Origin of the sequence: Trinickia violacea, from assembly GCF_005280735.1 — a bacterium.
GTDB lineage: Bacteria > Pseudomonadota > Gammaproteobacteria > Burkholderiales > Burkholderiaceae > Trinickia_A > Trinickia_A violacea.
In genome coordinates this window covers 2,910,487-2,928,343 of sequence record NZ_CP040078.1, presented here as the reverse complement: position 1 = coordinate 2,928,343, position 17,857 = coordinate 2,910,487, and the positions used below count along the sequence as shown (strand labels likewise).

Sequence of the window (17,857 nt, the reverse complement as noted above, 5' to 3'; positions counted from 1 at the left end):
AAAGTCCGTATCGATGAGTTCGGACGCGGGCGCGAAGTCAAGGCGCGGCAAGCGGAAATTGCTTGTCGAAACTCGGTTCCACATCGAGGCGTGTCTTGATGACGTCCGCGCGGTGATAGAGGTCAGCCGTCTTTTGTTGTTCGGCGATGAGGCCACCGTCGATGGAAACGGGATGCAGCTGCGCGCGCTGATACATGGTCTTCAGCACGTCGGGCGGCAATCCCGTGACCTTCGATTGCATCGCCGCCACTTCATCCGGATGCGACAGCGCCCAGCGTTGACCCGCCGCGACGCGTTTCAGGAAGTCCGCGATTTCGGCGTGCTTGCTCTTGATCGAAGTTTCCGTCGCGGCCTGGAAGCTGAGGCCGGAAGACAGGTTCACGCCGTTCGCGATGCTGCGGTCGTGATCGCGTATCTCGGCGAGCGCGACGTAGGGGTCCCAAGTGGACCACGCGTCGACGTTGCCCGACGCTTCGAGAATGCCGCGTGTCTGCAACTGCTGATCGCCGACCTTCAAGGTGGTGTCGGCAAGCACGGCGTGCGTTGCGGCGGCGCAGAGCGTGCCGAGCAGGAGGCGGGCAACAAGGCTTGGCAGGAAACGATGCGCGGAATGGGGCATGAGAAATGCGGTGGCTGAACGAAGTGGCGTAGGCGAAGTTGCATAAGCGAAGTCGCCGAAAAGCACACGATACGTACGCGCTTTTTATAAGGCAAACGCATTGTTCTTCTTTACTAATATGCGAGCGAGAAAAGCGCGCAGGCGCTTGAATGCGGCGGCAACAACGCGTTAAGCTCCCGCATCCGCCGTGCAGCCGCAGGTGGTTTCAACGCACCATTGAGCAAAAATCATCCATGAAACTCGATGAAATCGAGGCATTCGTCGCCGTTGTCCACAGTCAGTCGCTGAGTCAGGCGGCCGATTTTCTCGAGCTGACGCAGCCTGCCGTCACGCGCCGTATCCAGAACTTCGAGGAAGCGCTCGGCGTCGAGCTGCTCGACCGCAACACCAAGCCGCTGAAGACGACGCCGATGGGCCGCGTCGTGTACGAGCAATGCCGTGCGATCGTGCGCGAAGTGGATGCGCTCAGGCAGCTCGTGACGGACGACGCGCCGCTCGCCGGGGTCCTGCGCCTGGGCGTCGCGCAGACGGTCGCCGATTTCGCGATGCTCAAGGCGTTACACGCGCTGCGCGGCGCGCATCCGGAACTGCAGGCGCGTGTCTCGACAGGATGGGGCAATCCGCTGCTGCAGAAGGTGGAAGACGGCGAATTGGATGCGGCGATCGTGCTGCTGCCGGCCAATCGCATGTTGCCGGAGACGCTCGCGGGCGAGGCGCTCGGTACCCTGAAAATGGCGGTGGTCGCGCAAAAGGGCCGTTTGAAGAAGCGCTCGCTGACGCTTGCCGAATGCCAGCCGCACGGTTGGGTGTTGAACCCCGACGGCTGCGGATTTCGTGCGGGGTTGCAGCAGGCGCTCGCGGCGCAAGGCTATTCGCTGAAGCTCAATCTCGAGACCCTCGGCATGGAACTGCAATTGGGTCTCGTGGCCGATGGGGTCGGGTTGGGACTCGTGCCGCTGCCGCTATTGCGCGTCAGCGCGCATGCCGCGCAACTCGATGTGGTGCAGGTCAGCGACTTTAAGCCCGAGATCGCGGTGTGGATCGTGCGGGCGCGAGCGCTCGGGAAGATGCAGTCGGCGCTTGCCGTGCTTGCCGAGAGTGTGAAGCAGAGCTTCAAGGCGGCGCAGCTTTCGCGAGCCGCGTGACGATAAGGTCGAAGCAAGCGGACCGCCTATGTGGGTTGTCCGCATTGCGAGCATTGCATTTGGGCGCTGTCGTCAAATCACGAAGAACCCATGCGTGCCGTCGCGCTCGAGTTGCGCGACGAGCCCGTATTCCCACTCCAAATACGCGTTCATGGCTTCACGTGCGTTGTCGGTGCCTTCATACGGGCGCCGATAGCGATCGATGCGCGGCGACGCCAAGCGTTCACTTCCGCTCTCCGTGGGCAGGCCAGCGCGAATCCACGCCGACGTCCCGCCTTCGAGCACATGCACGGGCTTGCCCGTCAGCGCGGCAATGTCAGGCGCGGCAAACGGCGCAAGCGCGCTCGTTGCGCACGTGACCACGTAGCGCTTCGCATCGGGCAGCGCGCGCAGATCGTCGATGGCGTTGACGAGACGCGAACGCGCGATCCAGTACGCGCCCGGTATATGCGCCTTCACGTGATTCGCGCTCGACGTGACGTCGATGACGAGCGTGCCGCTCGCCGGGTCCGCGAGGAGCTTGGCGAGTTCGCTTGCGGAGACGATGGGTGTCGATACGGGCTCAGGCTTTGCGCTCCGCCAAGTGCCGCTTTCGGTGAGATCCGAAGCCGAAGCACCATCGACGACAACCACCTCGATGTTCATCTGCGCGAGCCACGAGGCCGTCATGTTCGCGCGCACGCCATCGTCGTCGAACAGGACGACGCGCGCACCGTGCACGGGCGCGAACATGTCCGTCTCTTGCACGAGCTGCCCGCCCGGTGCGCTCTGAAAACCTGGCGCGTGTGCGCGCTCGTACTCGGCGGGCGTGCGCACGTCGAAGCGATAGGTGGTGCGAGACGAATCGGCAGCCCAGCGCGCGGCCTCGGCGAGCGCGATGCGGTTCACGCCGGCGCGGTCGGCAAGCGCGCGCGACGCGCTGCGCGAAGCGGCGAGCGACGCGTCGTCGAGCCCGGCTTGGAGATCGAACTGACGTTGGCTGTCGTGTTCGAGCGTTTGTCCCGCGAGTGTCCAGCCGATCGTGCCATTGAGCAACGCCGCAACGGGATTCGGCAACCCCGCGTTGACGAGCGATTGCGCGCCGATGATGCTGCGCGTGCGGCCCGCGCAATTGACGATCACACGCGTCTTGGGATTCGGCGCGAGCGCACGCGCGCGCAGCACGAGTTCGCCGCCGGGCACGCTGACGCTGCCCGGAATGTTCATCGTCTGATATTCGTCGAAGCGCCGGGCATCGAGCACCACGACGTCGCCGCCGTCCTTGAGCAGCGTATCGACCGCTTCGGCGGACAGCGATGGGGTATGCCGCTTCGCTTCGACGAATTCGCCGAACGCCTTGCTCGGCACGTTCACGTCGCGAAACACCTCGCCGCCGGCGCGAATCCAGCCATCGAGGCCGCCCGCGAGCAACGCGATTCGCGTGTAGCCGAGCGAGGCGAGCTTGTCGGCGGCTTCTTCGGCCAAGCCTTCGCCCGCGTCGAACAGGACGATAGGCACGTCGCGGCGCGGCAAGCGCGTATAGGCGTCGAGCTCGATCTTCGAGAGTGACAAATTCGCGGCGAAGAGCGGATGGCATTGTGCATGCGGGTCTTCTTCGCGAACGTCGAGCAGGGCGATTTCACGTCGCGCCAGCAGCGCTTCGCGCACGTCTTCATAGGTGCGGACTGGATATGACGTCATGAGTGTTGCAGTTCCTTGCCGATGTCCCACAGATTCGGGAGCGTTTCGTTCGAGTAGCCGGAAATGAAAGGCTTTGGCCGGCCGTCGGAGGAGTAGGTCGAGCGGAGCACCGCGCCGATATTCGCGCCATAGACGTGAATGCTGATCGACGTGCGGTCTTCAAATGCGTTGCGCACACGATGAATATCGCCGATGGCAGGCGACACCGCTTCGACATCACCTGCATCAAGACGCACTTCATGGCCGGTTTGACGCAGCGTGCCATCGTCGTGTCTGGCGTACGGCGCGGCCAGCTCGGCACCGCGCAGCACGCCGATGAGGCCCCATACCCTGTGGTCGTGAATCGGTGTCTGCTGCCCCGGACCCCACACGAAACTGACGACGCTGAAGCGCTCGCGCGCGTCGGCAAACAGAAGGAATTGCTGATAGCGCTCGACGGAAGGTTGGGCGTAAGCGTCGGGCAGCCAGTCGTCGACGCGGACCAGTTCGCGCAAGACATTCGCGCCGTGTTCGAGCAGTTCGGTTTCGCACGCCCCCGAATCGACGAGCGCGGCAATCTCGCCGACGAAGCGCCGCAGTTTGTCGATGGCCATCAGTCGAGCAGCTCCGGTTCGATCTCGACGAGCCCTTCATACAGACTCTCGAACGCATGCCGTGCGCCGTTCGCGCGGCCGATCTGCTGATGCGTCAAGTCCGCCATGTCGTGCGGAATCGGCTGCGGGGCGCCTGCGGCTTCGGCCAGCAATTGCGTGTGGCATGCGTTTTCGAGCGCGATGTACCACCATGCCGCGGCTTCGACGGAAGGGCTTGCCGTCAGAATGCCGTGGTTCTTCAGGATCACCGCCTTGTAGGACCCGAGCGCATCGGCGATGCGTGCGCCTTCCGTCGTGTCGAGCACGACGCCGCGGAAATCGTCGAACAGTGCGTGGTCTTCGTAGAACGCGCACGAGTCCTGCGTGAGCGGATCGAGCTTGCGGCCGAGCGTGGACCATGCCTTGCCATACAGCGAATGCGTGTGCGCCGCAGCGACGACATCGGGGCGCGCTTCGTGAATCGCCGCGTGAATGGCGAAGGCGGCCTGATTCACAGGACCTTCGCCCACCACGATTTCGCCATGGCGATTGACCAGCAACAGATCCGACACCCGCATGCGCCCAAAATGCCGGCCGAGCGGATTGACCCAGAAATGGTCGGTCCACTCCGGATCGCGCGCGGTGATGTGGCCTGCCAGCCCTTGTGCAAAGCCGTTTTGTGCGAACAGACGAAAGGCCCCGGCCAGGCGCTGCTGCCGATGCAAACGTTCTTCCTCAAACGAGCGCTGGGGCGCTTGATCGTCGTTGTCGAACCAGAACTTGCGGATGGGCGGGTTACGAAACGAGAGCTTGGGTTGCTCAGTGGCGAGGGTGCTCATGGCGCGATGGTGATCGGTATCAAGCGGTATCAAGCGGAATCAAGCGGTATCAAGCAGCGCGGCGTACGCGTGACGTCAGCTCGCGTGTGGCGGGAATCAGTTCGCGTCCATAGTCGATGGCATCTTCGAGCGGATCGAAGCCGCGAATCAGAAAGGTCGTCACGCCGAGTTCGTAGTACTCGGCAAGCGTTTGCGCGACCTGCGCGGGCGTCCCGACGAGGGCGGTCGAATTCGAGCGGCCGCCGATCTCCTTCGCGACAGCCGTCCAAAGCCGCTCGTCCGCGCGCACGCCGTCGCCCGCCGCGGCGAGCAAGCGCCGTGCGCCTTCGCTTTGCTGCGGGCCGCCGCGTGAGAAGCCCTGTTCGACGCGCAGGCGGCGCGTCTCTTCGAGAATGTGCTCGGCACGCTCCCAGGCCGCTTTTTCCGTCGACGCGAGAATGGGGCGGAACGACACCGAGAAGCGCACGGTCCGGCCATGCTTCGCGGCTTCGGCGCGCACGCGAGTCACTTGCTCGTGCACCTGCTGCTTCGATTCGCCCCACAAGGCGTAGACATCCGCGTGTTTGCCGGCGACCGCGAGCGCAGGCTCGGACGCGCCGCCGAAATAGATCGGCACGTGCGGCGTCTGTTTGGGCTTCACATCGGAGAAAGCTTTTTCAAAGCGGTAGAAACGGCCCTCATGATCGAACGGCTGATCTTCGGTCCAGACTCGGCGCAGGATCTGCAGATACTCGTCGGTGCGAGCGTAACGCTCGTCGTGGCTCAGATAGTCGCCGTCGCGCCGCTGGTCTTCGTCGCTGCCGCCGGAGATGAAGTGCACGGCGAGCCTGCCGCCCGAGAAGTGATCGAGCGTGGCGATCTGCCGTGCCGCGAGCGTCGGCGCGACAAAACCCGGGCGATGCGCGAGCATGAAATGAACCCGAGACGTGACGCTCGCCGCGTACGCGATCGTGATGGTCGCGTCGGGACTCGTCGAACTGTGGGGCACCAGAATGCGATTGAAGCCGGCATTTTCGTGCGCCTGCGCGAATGCACGCACGTATTCGGTATCGATCGCGGGGCCCTGCGGAAGATGGGTTTCCGATACCTTGCGCTGCTGGATCATGCCGATGAATTCGACGCTCACGTTGGCTCCTTGCGGGTATCCGCCGCATTGAAGGAATGGCTGTGGGAGCAGACGGGGTTGGGCAACGGCACGTCTGCGAGTCGAATTCAGGCTAACACCGCGTTATGCAAAGGCTAAATAGTAAATTCAGATAAAGATATCGGATGCGCATGTTGCGACTGCAAAAAGGTGCGATGGATTTACGGCCCGCTTTTCGCCCCCATTCACGCTTTCTTTTGCCCGGACTTCGCCTTGCGCGCAGGCGTTGCGGTGTCCGCGAACAGATCGACTACCACCGCGCGCAGCCAGCGATTGCCCTCGTCCTGATGGACTCGTGTATGCCAAAGCAGATGGATCGGCGCGGCCGGCAGCGACATGGGCAACGCGCTCGCGCTGAGCGAGAAGGGCGTGGCCAATTGCAGGGCGAGGCGCTCCGGCACCGTGGCGATCAGATCGGTGCGTTGCAGGATGTAGCCCACGCTCATGAAGTGCGGCACCGTCAGTCGTACCTGGCGCCGCACGCCGCGCCTTTTCAGCCAGTCTTCTACTTGGCCGTGGCCGGTGCCCGCCGAGACCACCACCAGATGCTCGGCCTCGCGCCAGGCAGCGAGCGTGAGCGGCGTGTTCTCGAGCGGATGGCCGCGCCGGAACAGGCAGACGTACCGCTGATCGAACAGGCGCCGCTGATAGAAGCCGCCCTTGAGCTGCGGCAGCAAGCCGATGGCGAGATCGACTCGGCCATCTGCCATCTCGTCGCTCAGATTGACGCTCGCGTTTCGGACGGTATTCAGTGCGATGCCAGGCGCCACGCGCGACAGGCGTTCGAGTAGTGCGGGCAGGAATACGACCTCGCCGATATCGGTCATGCCGATCGTCATCGTGCGCGTGGCAAGCAACGGATCGAAGCCGGTCTCGGGATTGAGCGCGGCGTGCAGGGTCGCGAGCGCTTGCGAGACCGGTTCCGCCAAACGCAGCGCGAAGGGCGTGGGCACCACACCGCCGGGCCCGCGCACGAACAGCGGATCGCCGAGCCGGCGACGCAGCTTGGCGAGCGCATTGCTGACGCCCGGCTGGCTCATGTTCATCTGCTCGGCGACGGTCGAGACGCGCCGCTCCTGCATCAACCGTTCGAAAAGCAGCAGCAGATTAAGGTCGACATCGCTCAGTTCCATGGCTTGGGCCTCGCACTCGCTCATTCAATCCAGTGATGAAGCAGATTCATTGCATTTTATTGTGGGATGAGTCTCACGTCCTGAAAATACTGACACGGCGCACGCATTCGACACGTTTCTCGCCTGATGCCTCGCCACCTCAAGCCTATAAACCTGGATATCGGAGACATAGTGATGAAGCAGATGGATCTGAGGATAGCCATCATCGGCGCCGGCATTGGCGGCCTGACGCTTGCGCTCGCGCTTCGCGAGCACGGCATCGATGCGCAGCTCTATGAACAGACCGACGAGCTGCGCGAGGTCGGGGCGGCTGTCGCGCTGTCGGCCAATGCGACGCGCTTCTACGATCGCATGGGACTGCGCGAGGCTTTCGACAGCGTGTGCGCGGAAATCCCTGCGCTGGTCTATCGCGACGGACGCAGCGGCGCGGTCATCGGACATCACCGGGGCGCACCCAGCTATCGCGAGCAATTCGGCGGCTCGTACTGGGGCGTTCATCGTGCTGATCTGCAGGCCGTGCTCTCCCAGGCGGTGGGCCTCGATCGCATTCACCTCGGCCATCGGCTGATCGATCTCGCGCAGCACCCGGATCGCGTGAGCTTGACGTTCGATAACGGTCAACGCATCGAGGCCGATCTGGTGATCGGCGCCGACGGCGCTCGCTCGATCACGCGGCGCTGGATGCTTGGCTACGACGACGCCCTGTATTCAGGCTGCTCGGGCTTTCGCGGCGTGGTGCCGGCCGAGCGAATGGACTTGCTGCCCGATCCCGAGACCATCCAGTTCTGGATCGGGCCGCAGGGCCATCTGCTGCACTATCCGATCGGCGGCAAAGGCGACCAGAATTTTCTGCTGGTCGAGCGCCATCCGTCGCCGTGGCCGTCGCGCGAGTGGGTCATGCCGGCTAGCGAGGGCGAGCAGCTGCGCGTGTTCGGGGACTGGCATCCGGCGGTGGTGCAGATGATCGGGGCGGTGCCCATCAGCCAACGCTGGGGCCTGTTCCATCGTCCGCCGCTCGGCCGTTGGAGCCGGGGCCGTGTGACGCTGATCGGCGATGCCGCGCATGCACTGGTGCCGCACCACGGCCAGGGCGCCAACCAGTCGATCGAGGATGCCGTGGTGCTGGCTGCGCAGTTGGCCAAGGCGGGTCCGGGGAATTGGCGCGAGGCGCAGGAGGCCTACGAGCGCTTGCGCCGGGGGCGCACGCGCAAGGTGCAGTACGCCTCGATCACGACTGCGGACGTGCTGCATCTGCCGGACGGGCCGGCCGCCGAGGCGCGCAATGCCCGGCTCGGCGAACGCGAGAGCGTGATGCATCACTTGGACTGGATTCACGGTTTCGATGCGCTTTCGGAGGAGCCGAATGAACGTCAGGGGGGCACTTGGCTTTGAGCAGAGCGCGTGCTTTCGCAAAACGCGAAAGCTGACTTCGTCTCTTTGTCCTTCTCCGCGACCGACCGCATCAGCAAGATGTCTCCCAGCGCCGTCAAGAGCGCCTGACTAACTGATCGCCCCAGCCCATGCACCAATGGGCGCGGCGACTACTGGAGACACTTGTGAACGAGATCACATCATCGACCCTGCGTGAGACACGACTGGCGGATGCCAATGAATCGCATGTCGTGCGCAAGGTTGCGTGGCGAATCATGCCCCTTGTCATGGTGTGCTACTTGTTCGCGTTCTTCGACCGCATCAACATCAGCTTTGCCAAGTTCGCGCTGCAGAGCGATCTCGGCTTGAGCAACACGGCTTACGGCCTGGGCGCGGGCTTGTTCGTGGTCGGCTATGTGCTGTTCGAAGTGCCCAGCAACCTGATGCTTTACAAGGTTGGCGCGCGCCGCTGGATCGCCAGAATCATGATCTCGTGGGGCATCGCCACCGCCCTGATGGCCCTCGTCCATAACGAGTGGCAGTTCTACACATTGCGATTTTTGATCGGTGCGATGGAGGCGGGGTTCGCGCCCGGCGTTCTGTTCTACCTGACGCTATGGTTTCCAGTCGACTATCGCGGCCGCATCACTTCGCTGCTCTTCCTGGCCTCGGCTTTCGCTGGAATCGTCGGCGCGCCTGTCGCGGGACTCGTCCTGTCAGGCATGGAAGGCGTCCTATCGATGCGCGGCTGGCACTGGCTGTTTCTGGTCGGCGGCTTGCCATGTGTCGGGCTCGGCTACCTTGTGCTCAACATGCTCAAAGACCGTGTCGAGGACGCCGCTTGGCTCACATGCAGTGAGCAGGCTTTGTTGTCCCAGCGTATCGCCGAGCAGAACAAGGACATCTGCGGGCACTCGTTGCTCGAAGCATTGAAGACTCCCGGCTTTCTCACACTCGGGTTGATCTACTTCCTGATTCAAGTCAGTTCGTACGGCCTCAATTTCTGGGCGCCTCAGTTGATTCGCTCTTCGGGGATCGTCAATCCGACCACCATTGGCTTTCTCACGGCGGTGCCTTATCTGTGCGGGGCGGCCACGATGGTGCTGGTCGGCCGTCTATCCGACGCCAGCGGTCATCGCAGCCGGTTCGTCGTCGCGCTGATGTTCCTCGCTGCAATCGGCTTCTTCGCTGCGGGAATATTCGATAAGCACGTCAGCTTCCTTATCGCCGCGCTCGCGATCATGGGCGCCGGCACGATCGCGTCTATCCCGGCTTTCTGGGCATTGCCTCCTAAACTCGTCACGGGCGTCGGCGCCGCGGGAGGGATTGCGCTGATCAACACGTTGGGCCAGTTGGGAGGCATTGTCAGCCCGGTAATGGTGGGGCGTATCAAGGACGTCACCGGCAGCACGACACCTGCGTTGTATGTCATCGGCTGCCTTTCACTGCTCTGTGCGGCGATTCTGATGTACGGCTTGCCGGCACGATTGCGAGTCAAAGAAGGGCAGCGGCTGTGAGGGTTGCTTACGCACCAAGCATGTGAGAATGAAGGGAGATTTCAATTGATAAAAAATCAAAATATCGAGAATCTCCGATAACGCTATCTCTCCTTTGGTCCGCGCATCTCATTGGTCGAGGTGTGCGGCAATTGTCCTTTGTTCGGACAAATCCAGCATCGAACGAAATACGCGCTTTAGAATATCTAAACCCGAGCCTCAAATTAAATCGTTTGTGTGCCGCGGCAAGCGACTCTACGCTTGCCAGCAATGATCTCAAGCAAGCGCTCCACCTTCAACCCGGTGTTGCTGCCCGCTTCATTGCACGCATTCGACGGAGGATATTTAGAATGTCTTTGGCGCACATTCAATCTCGGCCAAATAAAATTTTGGAGGTCAATCTCGATCAAGTCGACATTTCGATCGAGCAATTCATTGCAATAGCCCGATATGGCGCGCGCGTGTCGTTTTCTTCCGCTTATCGCGAACGCGTGTTGAATTCGCGCCGCCTGGTGGATCTTTTTCTCAGCCAGAATCGGCTCGTCTATGGCGTAACGTCCGGCTTTGGTGCGAATTCGACACGCGTCATCAGTCCGAGCGACGCGGAACAACTTCAACGAAATATCGTGCGCTCGCATGCCGTCTCGGTCGGCGAGCCGCTGCCTCGCGAAATTGTTCGCGCCACGCTCCTCATGATGCTGATCAGCCTCGGCAAGGGCTATTCCGGCGTAAGCATTGAATTGCTGCAGCAAATCGCCGGGCTATTGAACAACGACATCACGCCGTTCGCGCCGGGCGACGGATCGGTCGGCTATCTCGCACCCGAGGCACATATGGCTCTCGTGCTGATCGGCGAAGGAGAGGCTGACTACCGCGGTGAGCGCATGAGTGGCGCCGAGGCATTGGAGCGCGCGGGGCTAAAGCCGCACTCGCTGCGATGCAAGGAGGGGCTTGCACTCACCAACGGCACCACATCGGTAACCGCGATCGGGATGCTTTCGCTTTACAACGCGATCGAGCTTGCCAAGACTGCCGACATTGCGGCATCGATGTCTCTGCAGCCGCTCAAGGCAACCACTCGCTCGCTGGATGCCCGGTACCACTCCGTCAAGAAGCATGTCCATCAACGCAACACCGCCGACAACATCCGGCGAATGCTGGCCGGAAGTGCGCTATGCGATCGCTTTTCGGATTACAGATTGCAGGACACCTACAGCCTTCGCGGCATTGCTCAGGTGCACGGGGCGTCCAAGCGGGCGATCAATGACGCATATGACGCGATTCTCGATGAGGTGGGATCGTGCGGCGACAATCCCGTGATCTACCCGGAGGAAGACGACGGTACCGCGATTTCCGGTGCCAACTTCGACGGCACGTTCGTCGGCATTGCCTGCGATCTCCTCTGTATTGCGATGACGACACTCGCGAAGATCTCGGAGCGCCGGACTGATCGGCTCGTCAACCCATACTTCAGCGAACTGCCGGCGTTCCTTGCAAAAGAACCGGGGCTGAACAGCGGTTACATGATCATTCAGTACACGGCGGCAGGATTGCTCGGCGAGATGCGCAACCTCGCGCAACCCGCCAGCGTCGACAGCGTATCGACGAGCGGCAATCAGGAAGACCCGGTGAGCTTCGCCTATCACGCCGCACGGAAAGCCTACGCCACCTCCCGCAAATTGCAGCACGTTCTGGCGATCGAGTTGCTCACCGCCGCGCAGGCGCTTGACTTCTTCGATCCCGCCGACGCGTCACCGGCGACGGCGGCGGTCTATTCACGAATTCGGCAGGTAGCCCCGACCGCGGAAGGCGACCGTTTTTTCTATCCGGACATGGTGGAAGTGCACAAGCTGGTCGAGCAGGGCGACTTGTTGAGCATCGTCGAGAACATCGCGGGCACGTTGCACAGCTGAAGCGGATACCGCCGGCAACGATGGTGAAGCCAGGACGGCGAGCCGGCGGCCATGGTTCGATATCAAGGATATGGAGGTGTGGAGTGAAGACGGTTTTCGCAAATGCGTTGAAGGTCTCTTTCGTCACAATGCTCAGCGCACTGGCATTGACGGGAAACGGTGTTCAAGCGAAGGAATGGAAGACCGTCAAGGTCGCCCTGGAAGGGAGTTACGCCCCTTGGAACCTGACTTTGCCGAACGGAAAAATCTCGGGATTCGAGCCCGAATTGCTCGACAATCTGTGCAAGCGCGTCAACCTGCAGTGCGAGACGGTCGCCCAGGACTTTGACGGACTGATCACCGGCCTGCAGGCCGGCAAATTCGACGTCGTGATGGACGCGCTTGCCATCACACCGGATCGCGAAAAGGTCATTGCCTTCTCCAAGCCCTACGCTGCTACGCCGGCCGCGTTTGCGGTGGTGGATGGGCACGGATTGACGAATACGGCCGGAAAAACCGGTTTCCTCAAGCTGACGGGTGACCCGGAGACCGACGGGCCCACGATCGCCCCGCTACGCGATCAGCTGAAAGGAAAGACGATCGGTATCCAATCCGGCACGGTTTACACCAAGTTCATCACCGACAACTTCAAGAACGTCGCGTCCGTACGCTTCTACAAGACCTCCGCCGAACGTGACCTCGACTTGGTCAATGGACGCATCGACATGGCATTCGACGACATCACCTATTACGCCGGAATTGCGGACAACAAGGACACCGCCCGAATCCGAGTCACCGGACCCGCGATCGGCGGTGCGATCTGGGGGCCGGGAGAAGGTCTTGGATTTCGCAAACAGGATACGGATCTGAAAGCAAAGTTCGACACGGCCATCGCGGAAGCACTGGCGGACGGTACCGTCAAGCGGCTTTCGGAAAAGTGGTTCAAGACCGATGTACAACCGTAAGCGTGCGGCAGTGCATGACGTGATCACCTCTTGATGCGATGTCTTGAAGGCGACCGTTTTCCAAGCGACCCGTCACGCGCCAGTCCTTGCTAGACTGGCTTCGCGAGTCGACAATGCTTCCCGGCTTGGCATTCCCATCGGCATTGTCTAGGTCAACGACATGAATCGCCTTCCGCCTCTTCGAGCCTTGCAGATATTCGATGCCGTCATTCGTTACGGTAGTGCCGTGGCCGCCGCAGAGGCGCTTCACGTTACGCCCGGGGCGATTAGTCAGCAGATTCGCGTGCTTGAAGACTTTCTCGGGGTTACGCTTTTCGACCGGGAGAATACCGGTCTGCGACCGACGCCACTCTGCGAGTTGTACCACTCGCACATTTCCCGGGGATTCGAGTGCTTCCATGACGCCCAGGCAGCGCTCAAGGCACAGACGGGCCGCCGGCTCACCCTGATGACGTTTCCGTCGGTAGCGACCCACTGGCTTGCCTCCAGATTGGACAAATGGCACGCCATTTGCCCTTACGTGCAGGTTCATGTCGAGGTCGTCGACCACGAAACCAATATCGGTGCGAGAAGTGCCGATGTCCGGCTGACTTATGGCGCGCCTCCGGACGACGGAACGCCCTATCACATTGTCTTCACCGACAGAGTCGCACCCGTATGCGCGCCCTCGCTACTGCAGTCGGAAGCGCCGATTTCGCAACCAGCGGATATCTTGCGCTACCCGCTCATTCACGTTGAGTGGGGATGGGGAAAGATGTCGCCGCCCACGTGGAAAGACTGGTTTCATGCGGTTGGCGTACCGCTACCTGAAGTGTTGGCACCACTCACATACTCCGTGTCCGGCATGGCAATCGATGCGGCGATTAGAGGGAGAGGCATTTCGCTGGGACAGGGCTTCTTTGCCATTGATAGCATCAAGCGACACGATCTTGTCTTGCCGTTCAAGATTGCTCTACCCATGCCATTCCCATACTTTATTTGCTGGAAGCAATCCGTAGCGGACTCCCCGATAGCCAGGCAATTTCTCGACTGGCTAATCGGGGAAGCCGAGCAAGCGGGACGCGACATAACGGCCATGTTCGGTTGACGGACAGTCTCTGTCCAGCAGGCGTCTCGGACGATCGCCTCGATGGCTTGACGGTCGGCGAGAGTGGCGGGCCGGGGATCGGGATGCATTGTCATGTCTATTTCCCCCCGCCTTGCAAAAAGCTCTGCGCCAGCTGTTTCCACAAATGATCGGCCGCCGGCGACAGCCGCCGCCCGACGCGCGTGATCATCTGGCTCGCGAAGCCCGCCGCGATCGGGTGATCGATCGGCACCGCAACCAGCTCGCCGAGTTCGATCCCGCGCCGCGCGGTGATCGAGGACATGAACGCGACGCCGAGACCCGCAGCCGCCAGCGTCTGCGCCGTGTTGAAGAGGTCTACGCGATAGGCGGGCATCACGTTCAACCGCACGTCGTCGAGCAATGACTGCACGAAGTGCTGCACGCCGAACGCTTCGGTCATGAAGATGAGGCGCTCATGCGCAAGTTCGGCCGGCGGCACCATCGTCATTTTCGCGAAGCGATGCGACGGCGCGACTACCGCGCAGAGCGGTCTCGCCGCAAACGGATGGATCCGCATGGCCGGGTCGTCGGCGGAACGCGCGCACAGGCCGATATCGACGACATCGTCTCGCACCAGCGAAAGCACGACGGGCGTCGGCCCCGAGCGGATCTCGACGAGGATGTCGGGATACGTCCTCGAAAAGCGCTGCAGCGCGCGGGCGATCAGGTTGCCGATGAAGCCCTCGCCGACGCCGAGCGCGACCCGGCCGCGCTTCAGGTGCCGATACTCTTCGAGCCGCGCGGCCAGATCGCGCTGGCGACGCTGGCCGTCGCGGTAGTGATCGATGAGCACCTGGCCGATTTCGGTCACGACCACGTGGCGCCCGCGCCGCTCGATCAGCGGAAAGCGCAGCCGGCGCTCCAGCGCCGCCACCTGCCGGCTGATCACCGATGCGTTCACGCCGAGCGCCTCGGCCGCCATCCGCACCCCTCCGCTGGCGGCGATTTCGGCGAGGTAGCGCAGCGAGCGCTCGCCGATCTCGTCGATGCCTCTGTCCGCCGGCGTACTCACGCCGCGATCTGTCTCGCCCATGCCGCTGTCCCTCCCGCGTGAATGCAGCTTGCGCCGCCACGCCAATCGTTGCCTTAAAGGCAACATTTTCGCTTGGTTTCCGTCATGGGTCGAATTTTTCGTCGGTGCAATACTCGGCCGGAATCGTTGGCGGTTCGTGCATGACATTTTCCTTTCGCCGCCATGAGCCACCGCCTATCCACCGCATTCATTGCGCACGCGTCCAAGAAGGAGCCGCACCGAACCATGAGCGAAAGCCATTACTGCACCGTCGCCGATCTGGCCGACGCACGTCCGCAACTCGACGAGATCCGTCACCACATCCACCGGCATCCCGAACTGTCCTACGAGGAAGCCGAGACGGCGCGCTTCGTGGCGGACAAGCTCGAAGCCTGGGGCTACGACGTGACGCGCAACGTCGGCGGGCATGGGCTCGTCGCGTCGCTGAAGGTGGGGACGGGCCCGCGCACGGTGGGCGTGCGCGCCGACATGGATGCGTTGCCGATCCACGAGCAGACGGGCCTCGACTATGCGAGCGTCCACGACGGCAAGATGCACGCGTGCGGTCACGACGGCCACACCACCGTGTTGCTCGGTGCCGCGCAGCAGCTCGCGCAGACGCGCCGCTTCGACGGCACCGTGCACCTGATCTTCCAGCCGGCCGAAGAGGCCGGGTCGGACAGCGGCGCCGTGCGCATGATCGCCGACGGCCTGTTCGAGCGTTTCCCGTGCGATGCGATCTTCGGACTGCACAATCACCCGGGTGTGCCGGTCGGCACGTTCGGCTTTCGCGCGGGGCCGCTGATGGCCGCGTCCGACACCGTCAAGGTGCGTATCGTCGGCCGTGGCGGTCACGCGGCGCGGCCGCATCTGGCCGTCGATCCCGTCGTGGTGGGCAGCAGTATCGTGATGGCGCTGCAAACGGTGGTGGCCCGCAACGTCGATCCGAACGAAGCCGCCGTGGTGACCGTCGGCTCGTTCAGATCCGGGTACGCGCCGAACGTGATTCCCGAAGACGCCGTGCTCGAAATGAGCGTGCGCTCGTTCTCGCCGGCAGTGCGCGAGACGCTCGAAGCGCGCATCCGCGCGATCGTCGACTCGCAGGCGCAAGCCTACGGCGCGACGGCCGAGATCGACTTCATCCGCGGCTATCCGGTGCTCGTCAACAGCGAGGCCGAGACGGAATTCGCGCGCCGGGTGGCCGAAGAGCTGGTCGGGCCGGAGCACGTCATCGCGCCGTTCCCGCCGATCGCGGGCAGCGAGGACTTCGCGTATTACCTGCAACAGCGCCCCGGCTGCTTCGTGCGGCTCGGCAACGGCGAAGGACGGCCGATGCTGCACAACGCCCGTTACGACTTCAATGACGAAAACCTGACCATCGGCGCGGCCTTCTGGACGCGTCTCGTCGAACGCTTTCTCAGCAAGGAGCGCGCATGAACACGGCGACGAATTCGCTTGCTCGCACGGACGTGGAAGCTCCGGGCGTCGCTGCGCCGGGTGCCGAAGCGCCTCTGATGTCGCCGGGACAACAGCGCAAGATCGTGCTGGCGGCGGTGATCGGCAACCTGCTCGAGTTCTTCGACTTCACCGTCTATAGCTACTTCGCGCTGACGATCGGCCACCAGTTCTTCCCGGCGAACGACCCGATCACGTCGTCACTGCTCGCCTTCGCGGTGTTCGCCGTGGGCTTCGTGATGCGTCCGCTCGGCGGCATCGTGCTCGGCCGTTACGCGGACCGCGCCGGCCGCAAGCCTGCGCTCACGCTCACCATCCTGTTGATGGCGATTGGATCGGCCGCCATCGGGCTCGCGCCGACCTATGCGCAGATCGGGCTGGCCGCGCCGGTTCTGATCGTGGTCGCGCGGCTCGTGCAGGGCTTTGCGCAGGGCGGCGAGTTCGGTGCGGCGACCGCGACGCTGCTGGAGATGGGCGGCACCGCGAGCCGGGGTTTTCGCGCGAGCTGGCAGCTCGCGAGCCAGGGCGCGGCGGCGCTGCTCGGCTCGGGTCTTGCGACGAGCCTCGGCTTCCTGTTGTCGGCGGAGACGATGCATAGCTGGGGCTGGCGCATTCCGTTCCTGGTCGGCACGCTGATCGCGCCGGTGGGCATCTACCTGCGCCGCCACATCCGCGAAGAGGCGCCCGCAGCGAAAGCCGTGGCAAGCCGCGACGATCCCAAGCGCGGCCTGTACGTGCGCAACTGGTTTCTGACGATCTTCTCGATCATGGGCATGTCGGTATCGACCTACGTGATGATGTATTACATGCCCACGTACTGCATCCAGTACCTTGGCTTGCCGCCGAAGATGTCGATGCTGGCCGGCGTCGCGTCGAGCACGATCTCGCTCGTGATGTGCCCGGTCTACGGCGCGTGGTCGGACCGCATGGGGCGCCGCAAGCCGCTCACGGTGATCGGCCGCATCGCGCTGATCCTGCTGCTGTATCCGGCGTTCTGGATCATGACGCATTTCCCGTCGCTGCCGGTCGTGCTCGCTGCGCTGATCGTGCTGATGCTCTGCTACACGATGGGCTCAGCGCCGGCCTACGCGCTGATGCCGGAAAACTTCCCGAAGCATCTGCGCGCGGGGTACATGTCGAGCGCGTATGCGATCGCGGTTTCGGTGTTCGGCGGCACGGCGCAGCTCGTCGCCGGCTGGCTGATCCACGCGACGGGCAGCAAGATGGCGCCGGCGTGGTACATGATCGGTTGTGTCCTGATCTCGCTGATTGCCGTTTCGATGTTCGAGGAGACCGGCAATAAAGCGCTCGATTGAACGCGTCGGACGCTTCGCGCGGAGATGACGTCACCGCAGCAGCGTGGATCGCTGCTGCCGCATCGCTCTAAACGCGATATCGAAAGCGGGAAATCTTGTTTGTCGCAGGG

14 protein-coding genes and 1 pseudogene are annotated in these 17,857 nt (G+C 62.8%); 8 read left to right on the top strand and 7 right to left on the bottom strand.

What is annotated here, in order from left to right:
• Positions 1-37: 37 nt before the first annotated feature.
• Positions 38-472 (bottom strand): annotated as a pseudogene (locus FAZ95_RS35210) (type 2 periplasmic-binding domain-containing protein); the annotation flags it as partial.
• A gap of 380 nt (positions 473-852) precedes the next feature.
• Between FAZ95_RS35210 and FAZ95_RS35205 the strand changes: the two are divergent.
• A complete protein-coding gene (locus tag FAZ95_RS35205) occupies positions 853-1,764 on the top strand; it encodes a LysR family transcriptional regulator (protein WP_137336991.1) in 912 nt (303 codons plus the stop codon).
• Positions 1,765-1,836: 72 nt separating this feature from the next.
• On the opposite strand, the gene FAZ95_RS35200 is transcribed toward FAZ95_RS35205, so the two are convergent.
• The 5 genes from FAZ95_RS35200 to FAZ95_RS35180 form a co-directional block, all read right to left on the bottom strand.
• A complete protein-coding gene (locus FAZ95_RS35200) occupies positions 1,837-3,444 on the bottom strand; it encodes a rhodanese-related sulfurtransferase (protein WP_137336990.1) in 1,608 nt (535 codons plus the stop codon).
• Positions 3,441-4,037 carry a cysteine dioxygenase family protein gene (locus FAZ95_RS35195; protein ID WP_137336989.1) on the bottom strand — a complete coding sequence of 199 codons (597 nt, stop codon included), beginning with the start codon at positions 4,035-4,037 and terminating at the stop codon, positions 3,441-3,443. Before FAZ95_RS35195 ends, FAZ95_RS35200 begins: the two co-directional genes overlap by 4 nt.
• Positions 4,037-4,855 carry a class II aldolase/adducin family protein gene (locus tag FAZ95_RS35190; protein WP_137336988.1) on the bottom strand — a complete coding sequence of 273 codons (819 nt, stop codon included), beginning with the start codon at positions 4,853-4,855 and terminating at the stop codon, positions 4,037-4,039. The genes FAZ95_RS35195 and FAZ95_RS35190 overlap by 1 nt, the downstream gene beginning before the upstream one ends.
• 49 nt (positions 4,856-4,904) lie before the next feature.
• Positions 4,905-5,981 carry an LLM class flavin-dependent oxidoreductase gene (locus FAZ95_RS35185; protein ID WP_137336987.1) on the bottom strand — a complete coding sequence of 359 codons (1,077 nt, stop codon included), beginning with the start codon at positions 5,979-5,981 and terminating at the stop codon, positions 4,905-4,907.
• A gap of 203 nt (positions 5,982-6,184) precedes the next feature.
• Positions 6,185-7,132, bottom strand: coding sequence for a LysR family transcriptional regulator (locus FAZ95_RS35180; protein ID WP_137336986.1), 948 nt, complete (start codon positions 7,130-7,132; stop codon positions 6,185-6,187).
• A 174-nt stretch (positions 7,133-7,306) separates the two neighbouring features.
• On the opposite strand from FAZ95_RS35180, the gene FAZ95_RS35175 reads away from it, so the two are divergent.
• The 5 genes from FAZ95_RS35175 to FAZ95_RS35155 all read left to right on the top strand — a co-directional run bounded on the left by FAZ95_RS35175 (position 7,307) and on the right by FAZ95_RS35155 (position 13,943).
• A complete protein-coding gene (locus FAZ95_RS35175) occupies positions 7,307-8,524 on the top strand; it encodes an FAD-dependent monooxygenase (protein ID WP_137336985.1) in 1,218 nt (405 codons plus the stop codon).
• 164 nt (positions 8,525-8,688) lie between these two features.
• Positions 8,689-10,020 (top strand): MFS transporter, encoded by a 1,332-nt coding sequence (locus FAZ95_RS35170; RefSeq protein WP_437437763.1) that lies wholly within the window; start codon positions 8,689-8,691, stop codon positions 10,018-10,020.
• Positions 10,021-10,151: 131 nt separating this feature from the next.
• Positions 10,152-11,912 (top strand): HAL/PAL/TAL family ammonia-lyase, encoded by a 1,761-nt coding sequence (locus tag FAZ95_RS35165; protein WP_254700117.1) that lies wholly within the window; start codon positions 10,152-10,154, stop codon positions 11,910-11,912.
• A gap of 128 nt (positions 11,913-12,040) precedes the next feature.
• Complete coding sequence (locus FAZ95_RS35160) at positions 12,041-12,856, top strand: transporter substrate-binding domain-containing protein (protein WP_137337750.1); 816 nt, start codon at positions 12,041-12,043, stop codon at positions 12,854-12,856.
• A gap of 160 nt (positions 12,857-13,016) precedes the next feature.
• The gene (locus FAZ95_RS35155; protein ID WP_137336983.1) at positions 13,017-13,943 is read left to right on the top strand and encodes a LysR substrate-binding domain-containing protein; all 927 of its coding nucleotides are present in this window, start codon (positions 13,017-13,019) and stop codon (positions 13,941-13,943) included.
• 97 nt (positions 13,944-14,040) lie between these two features.
• On the opposite strand, the gene FAZ95_RS35150 is transcribed toward FAZ95_RS35155, so the two are convergent.
• Positions 14,041-14,997, bottom strand: coding sequence for a LysR family transcriptional regulator (locus FAZ95_RS35150; RefSeq protein ID WP_137336982.1), 957 nt, complete (start codon positions 14,995-14,997; stop codon positions 14,041-14,043).
• A gap of 225 nt (positions 14,998-15,222) precedes the next feature.
• On the opposite strand from FAZ95_RS35150, the gene FAZ95_RS35145 reads away from it, so the two are divergent.
• Together FAZ95_RS35145 and FAZ95_RS35140 are read left to right on the top strand one after the other, a co-directional pair.
• Positions 15,223-16,413 carry a M20 aminoacylase family protein gene (locus tag FAZ95_RS35145; RefSeq protein WP_137336981.1) on the top strand — a complete coding sequence of 397 codons (1,191 nt, stop codon included), beginning with the start codon at positions 15,223-15,225 and terminating at the stop codon, positions 16,411-16,413.
• A 77-nt stretch (positions 16,414-16,490) separates the two neighbouring features.
• Positions 16,491-17,747 (top strand): MFS transporter, encoded by a 1,257-nt coding sequence (locus tag FAZ95_RS35140; protein ID WP_137337749.1) that lies wholly within the window; start codon positions 16,491-16,493, stop codon positions 17,745-17,747.
• Positions 17,748-17,857 lie beyond the last annotated feature (110 nt).

What these genes read in the sequence shown, in the direction of transcription:
- FAZ95_RS35205 (WP_137336991.1), top strand. Translation starts at nt 853, where the DNA reads ATGAAACTCGATGAAATCGAGGCATTCGTCGCCGTTGTCCACAGTCAG.
- FAZ95_RS35200 (WP_137336990.1), bottom strand. Translation starts at nt 3,444, where the DNA reads ATGACGTCATATCCAGTCCGCACCTATGAAGACGTGCGCGAAGCGCTG.
- FAZ95_RS35195 (WP_137336989.1), bottom strand. Translation starts at nt 4,037, where the DNA reads ATGGCCATCGACAAACTGCGGCGCTTCGTCGGCGAGATTGCCGCGCTC.
- FAZ95_RS35190 (WP_137336988.1), bottom strand. Translation starts at nt 4,855, where the DNA reads ATGAGCACCCTCGCCACTGAGCAACCCAAGCTCTCGTTTCGTAACCCG.
- FAZ95_RS35180 (WP_137336986.1), bottom strand. Translation starts at nt 7,132, where the DNA reads ATGGAACTGAGCGATGTCGACCTTAATCTGCTGCTGCTTTTCGAACGG.
- FAZ95_RS35175 (WP_137336985.1), top strand. Translation starts at nt 7,307, where the DNA reads ATGAAGCAGATGGATCTGAGGATAGCCATCATCGGCGCCGGCATTGGC.
- FAZ95_RS35160 (WP_137337750.1), top strand. Translation starts at nt 12,041, where the DNA reads ATGCTCAGCGCACTGGCATTGACGGGAAACGGTGTTCAAGCGAAGGAA.
- FAZ95_RS35155 (WP_137336983.1), top strand. Translation starts at nt 13,017, where the DNA reads ATGAATCGCCTTCCGCCTCTTCGAGCCTTGCAGATATTCGATGCCGTC.
- FAZ95_RS35150 (WP_137336982.1), bottom strand. Translation starts at nt 14,997, where the DNA reads ATGGGCGAGACAGATCGCGGCGTGAGTACGCCGGCGGACAGAGGCATC.
- FAZ95_RS35145 (WP_137336981.1), top strand. Translation starts at nt 15,223, where the DNA reads ATGAGCGAAAGCCATTACTGCACCGTCGCCGATCTGGCCGACGCACGT.
- FAZ95_RS35140 (WP_137337749.1), top strand. Translation starts at nt 16,491, where the DNA reads ATGTCGCCGGGACAACAGCGCAAGATCGTGCTGGCGGCGGTGATCGGC.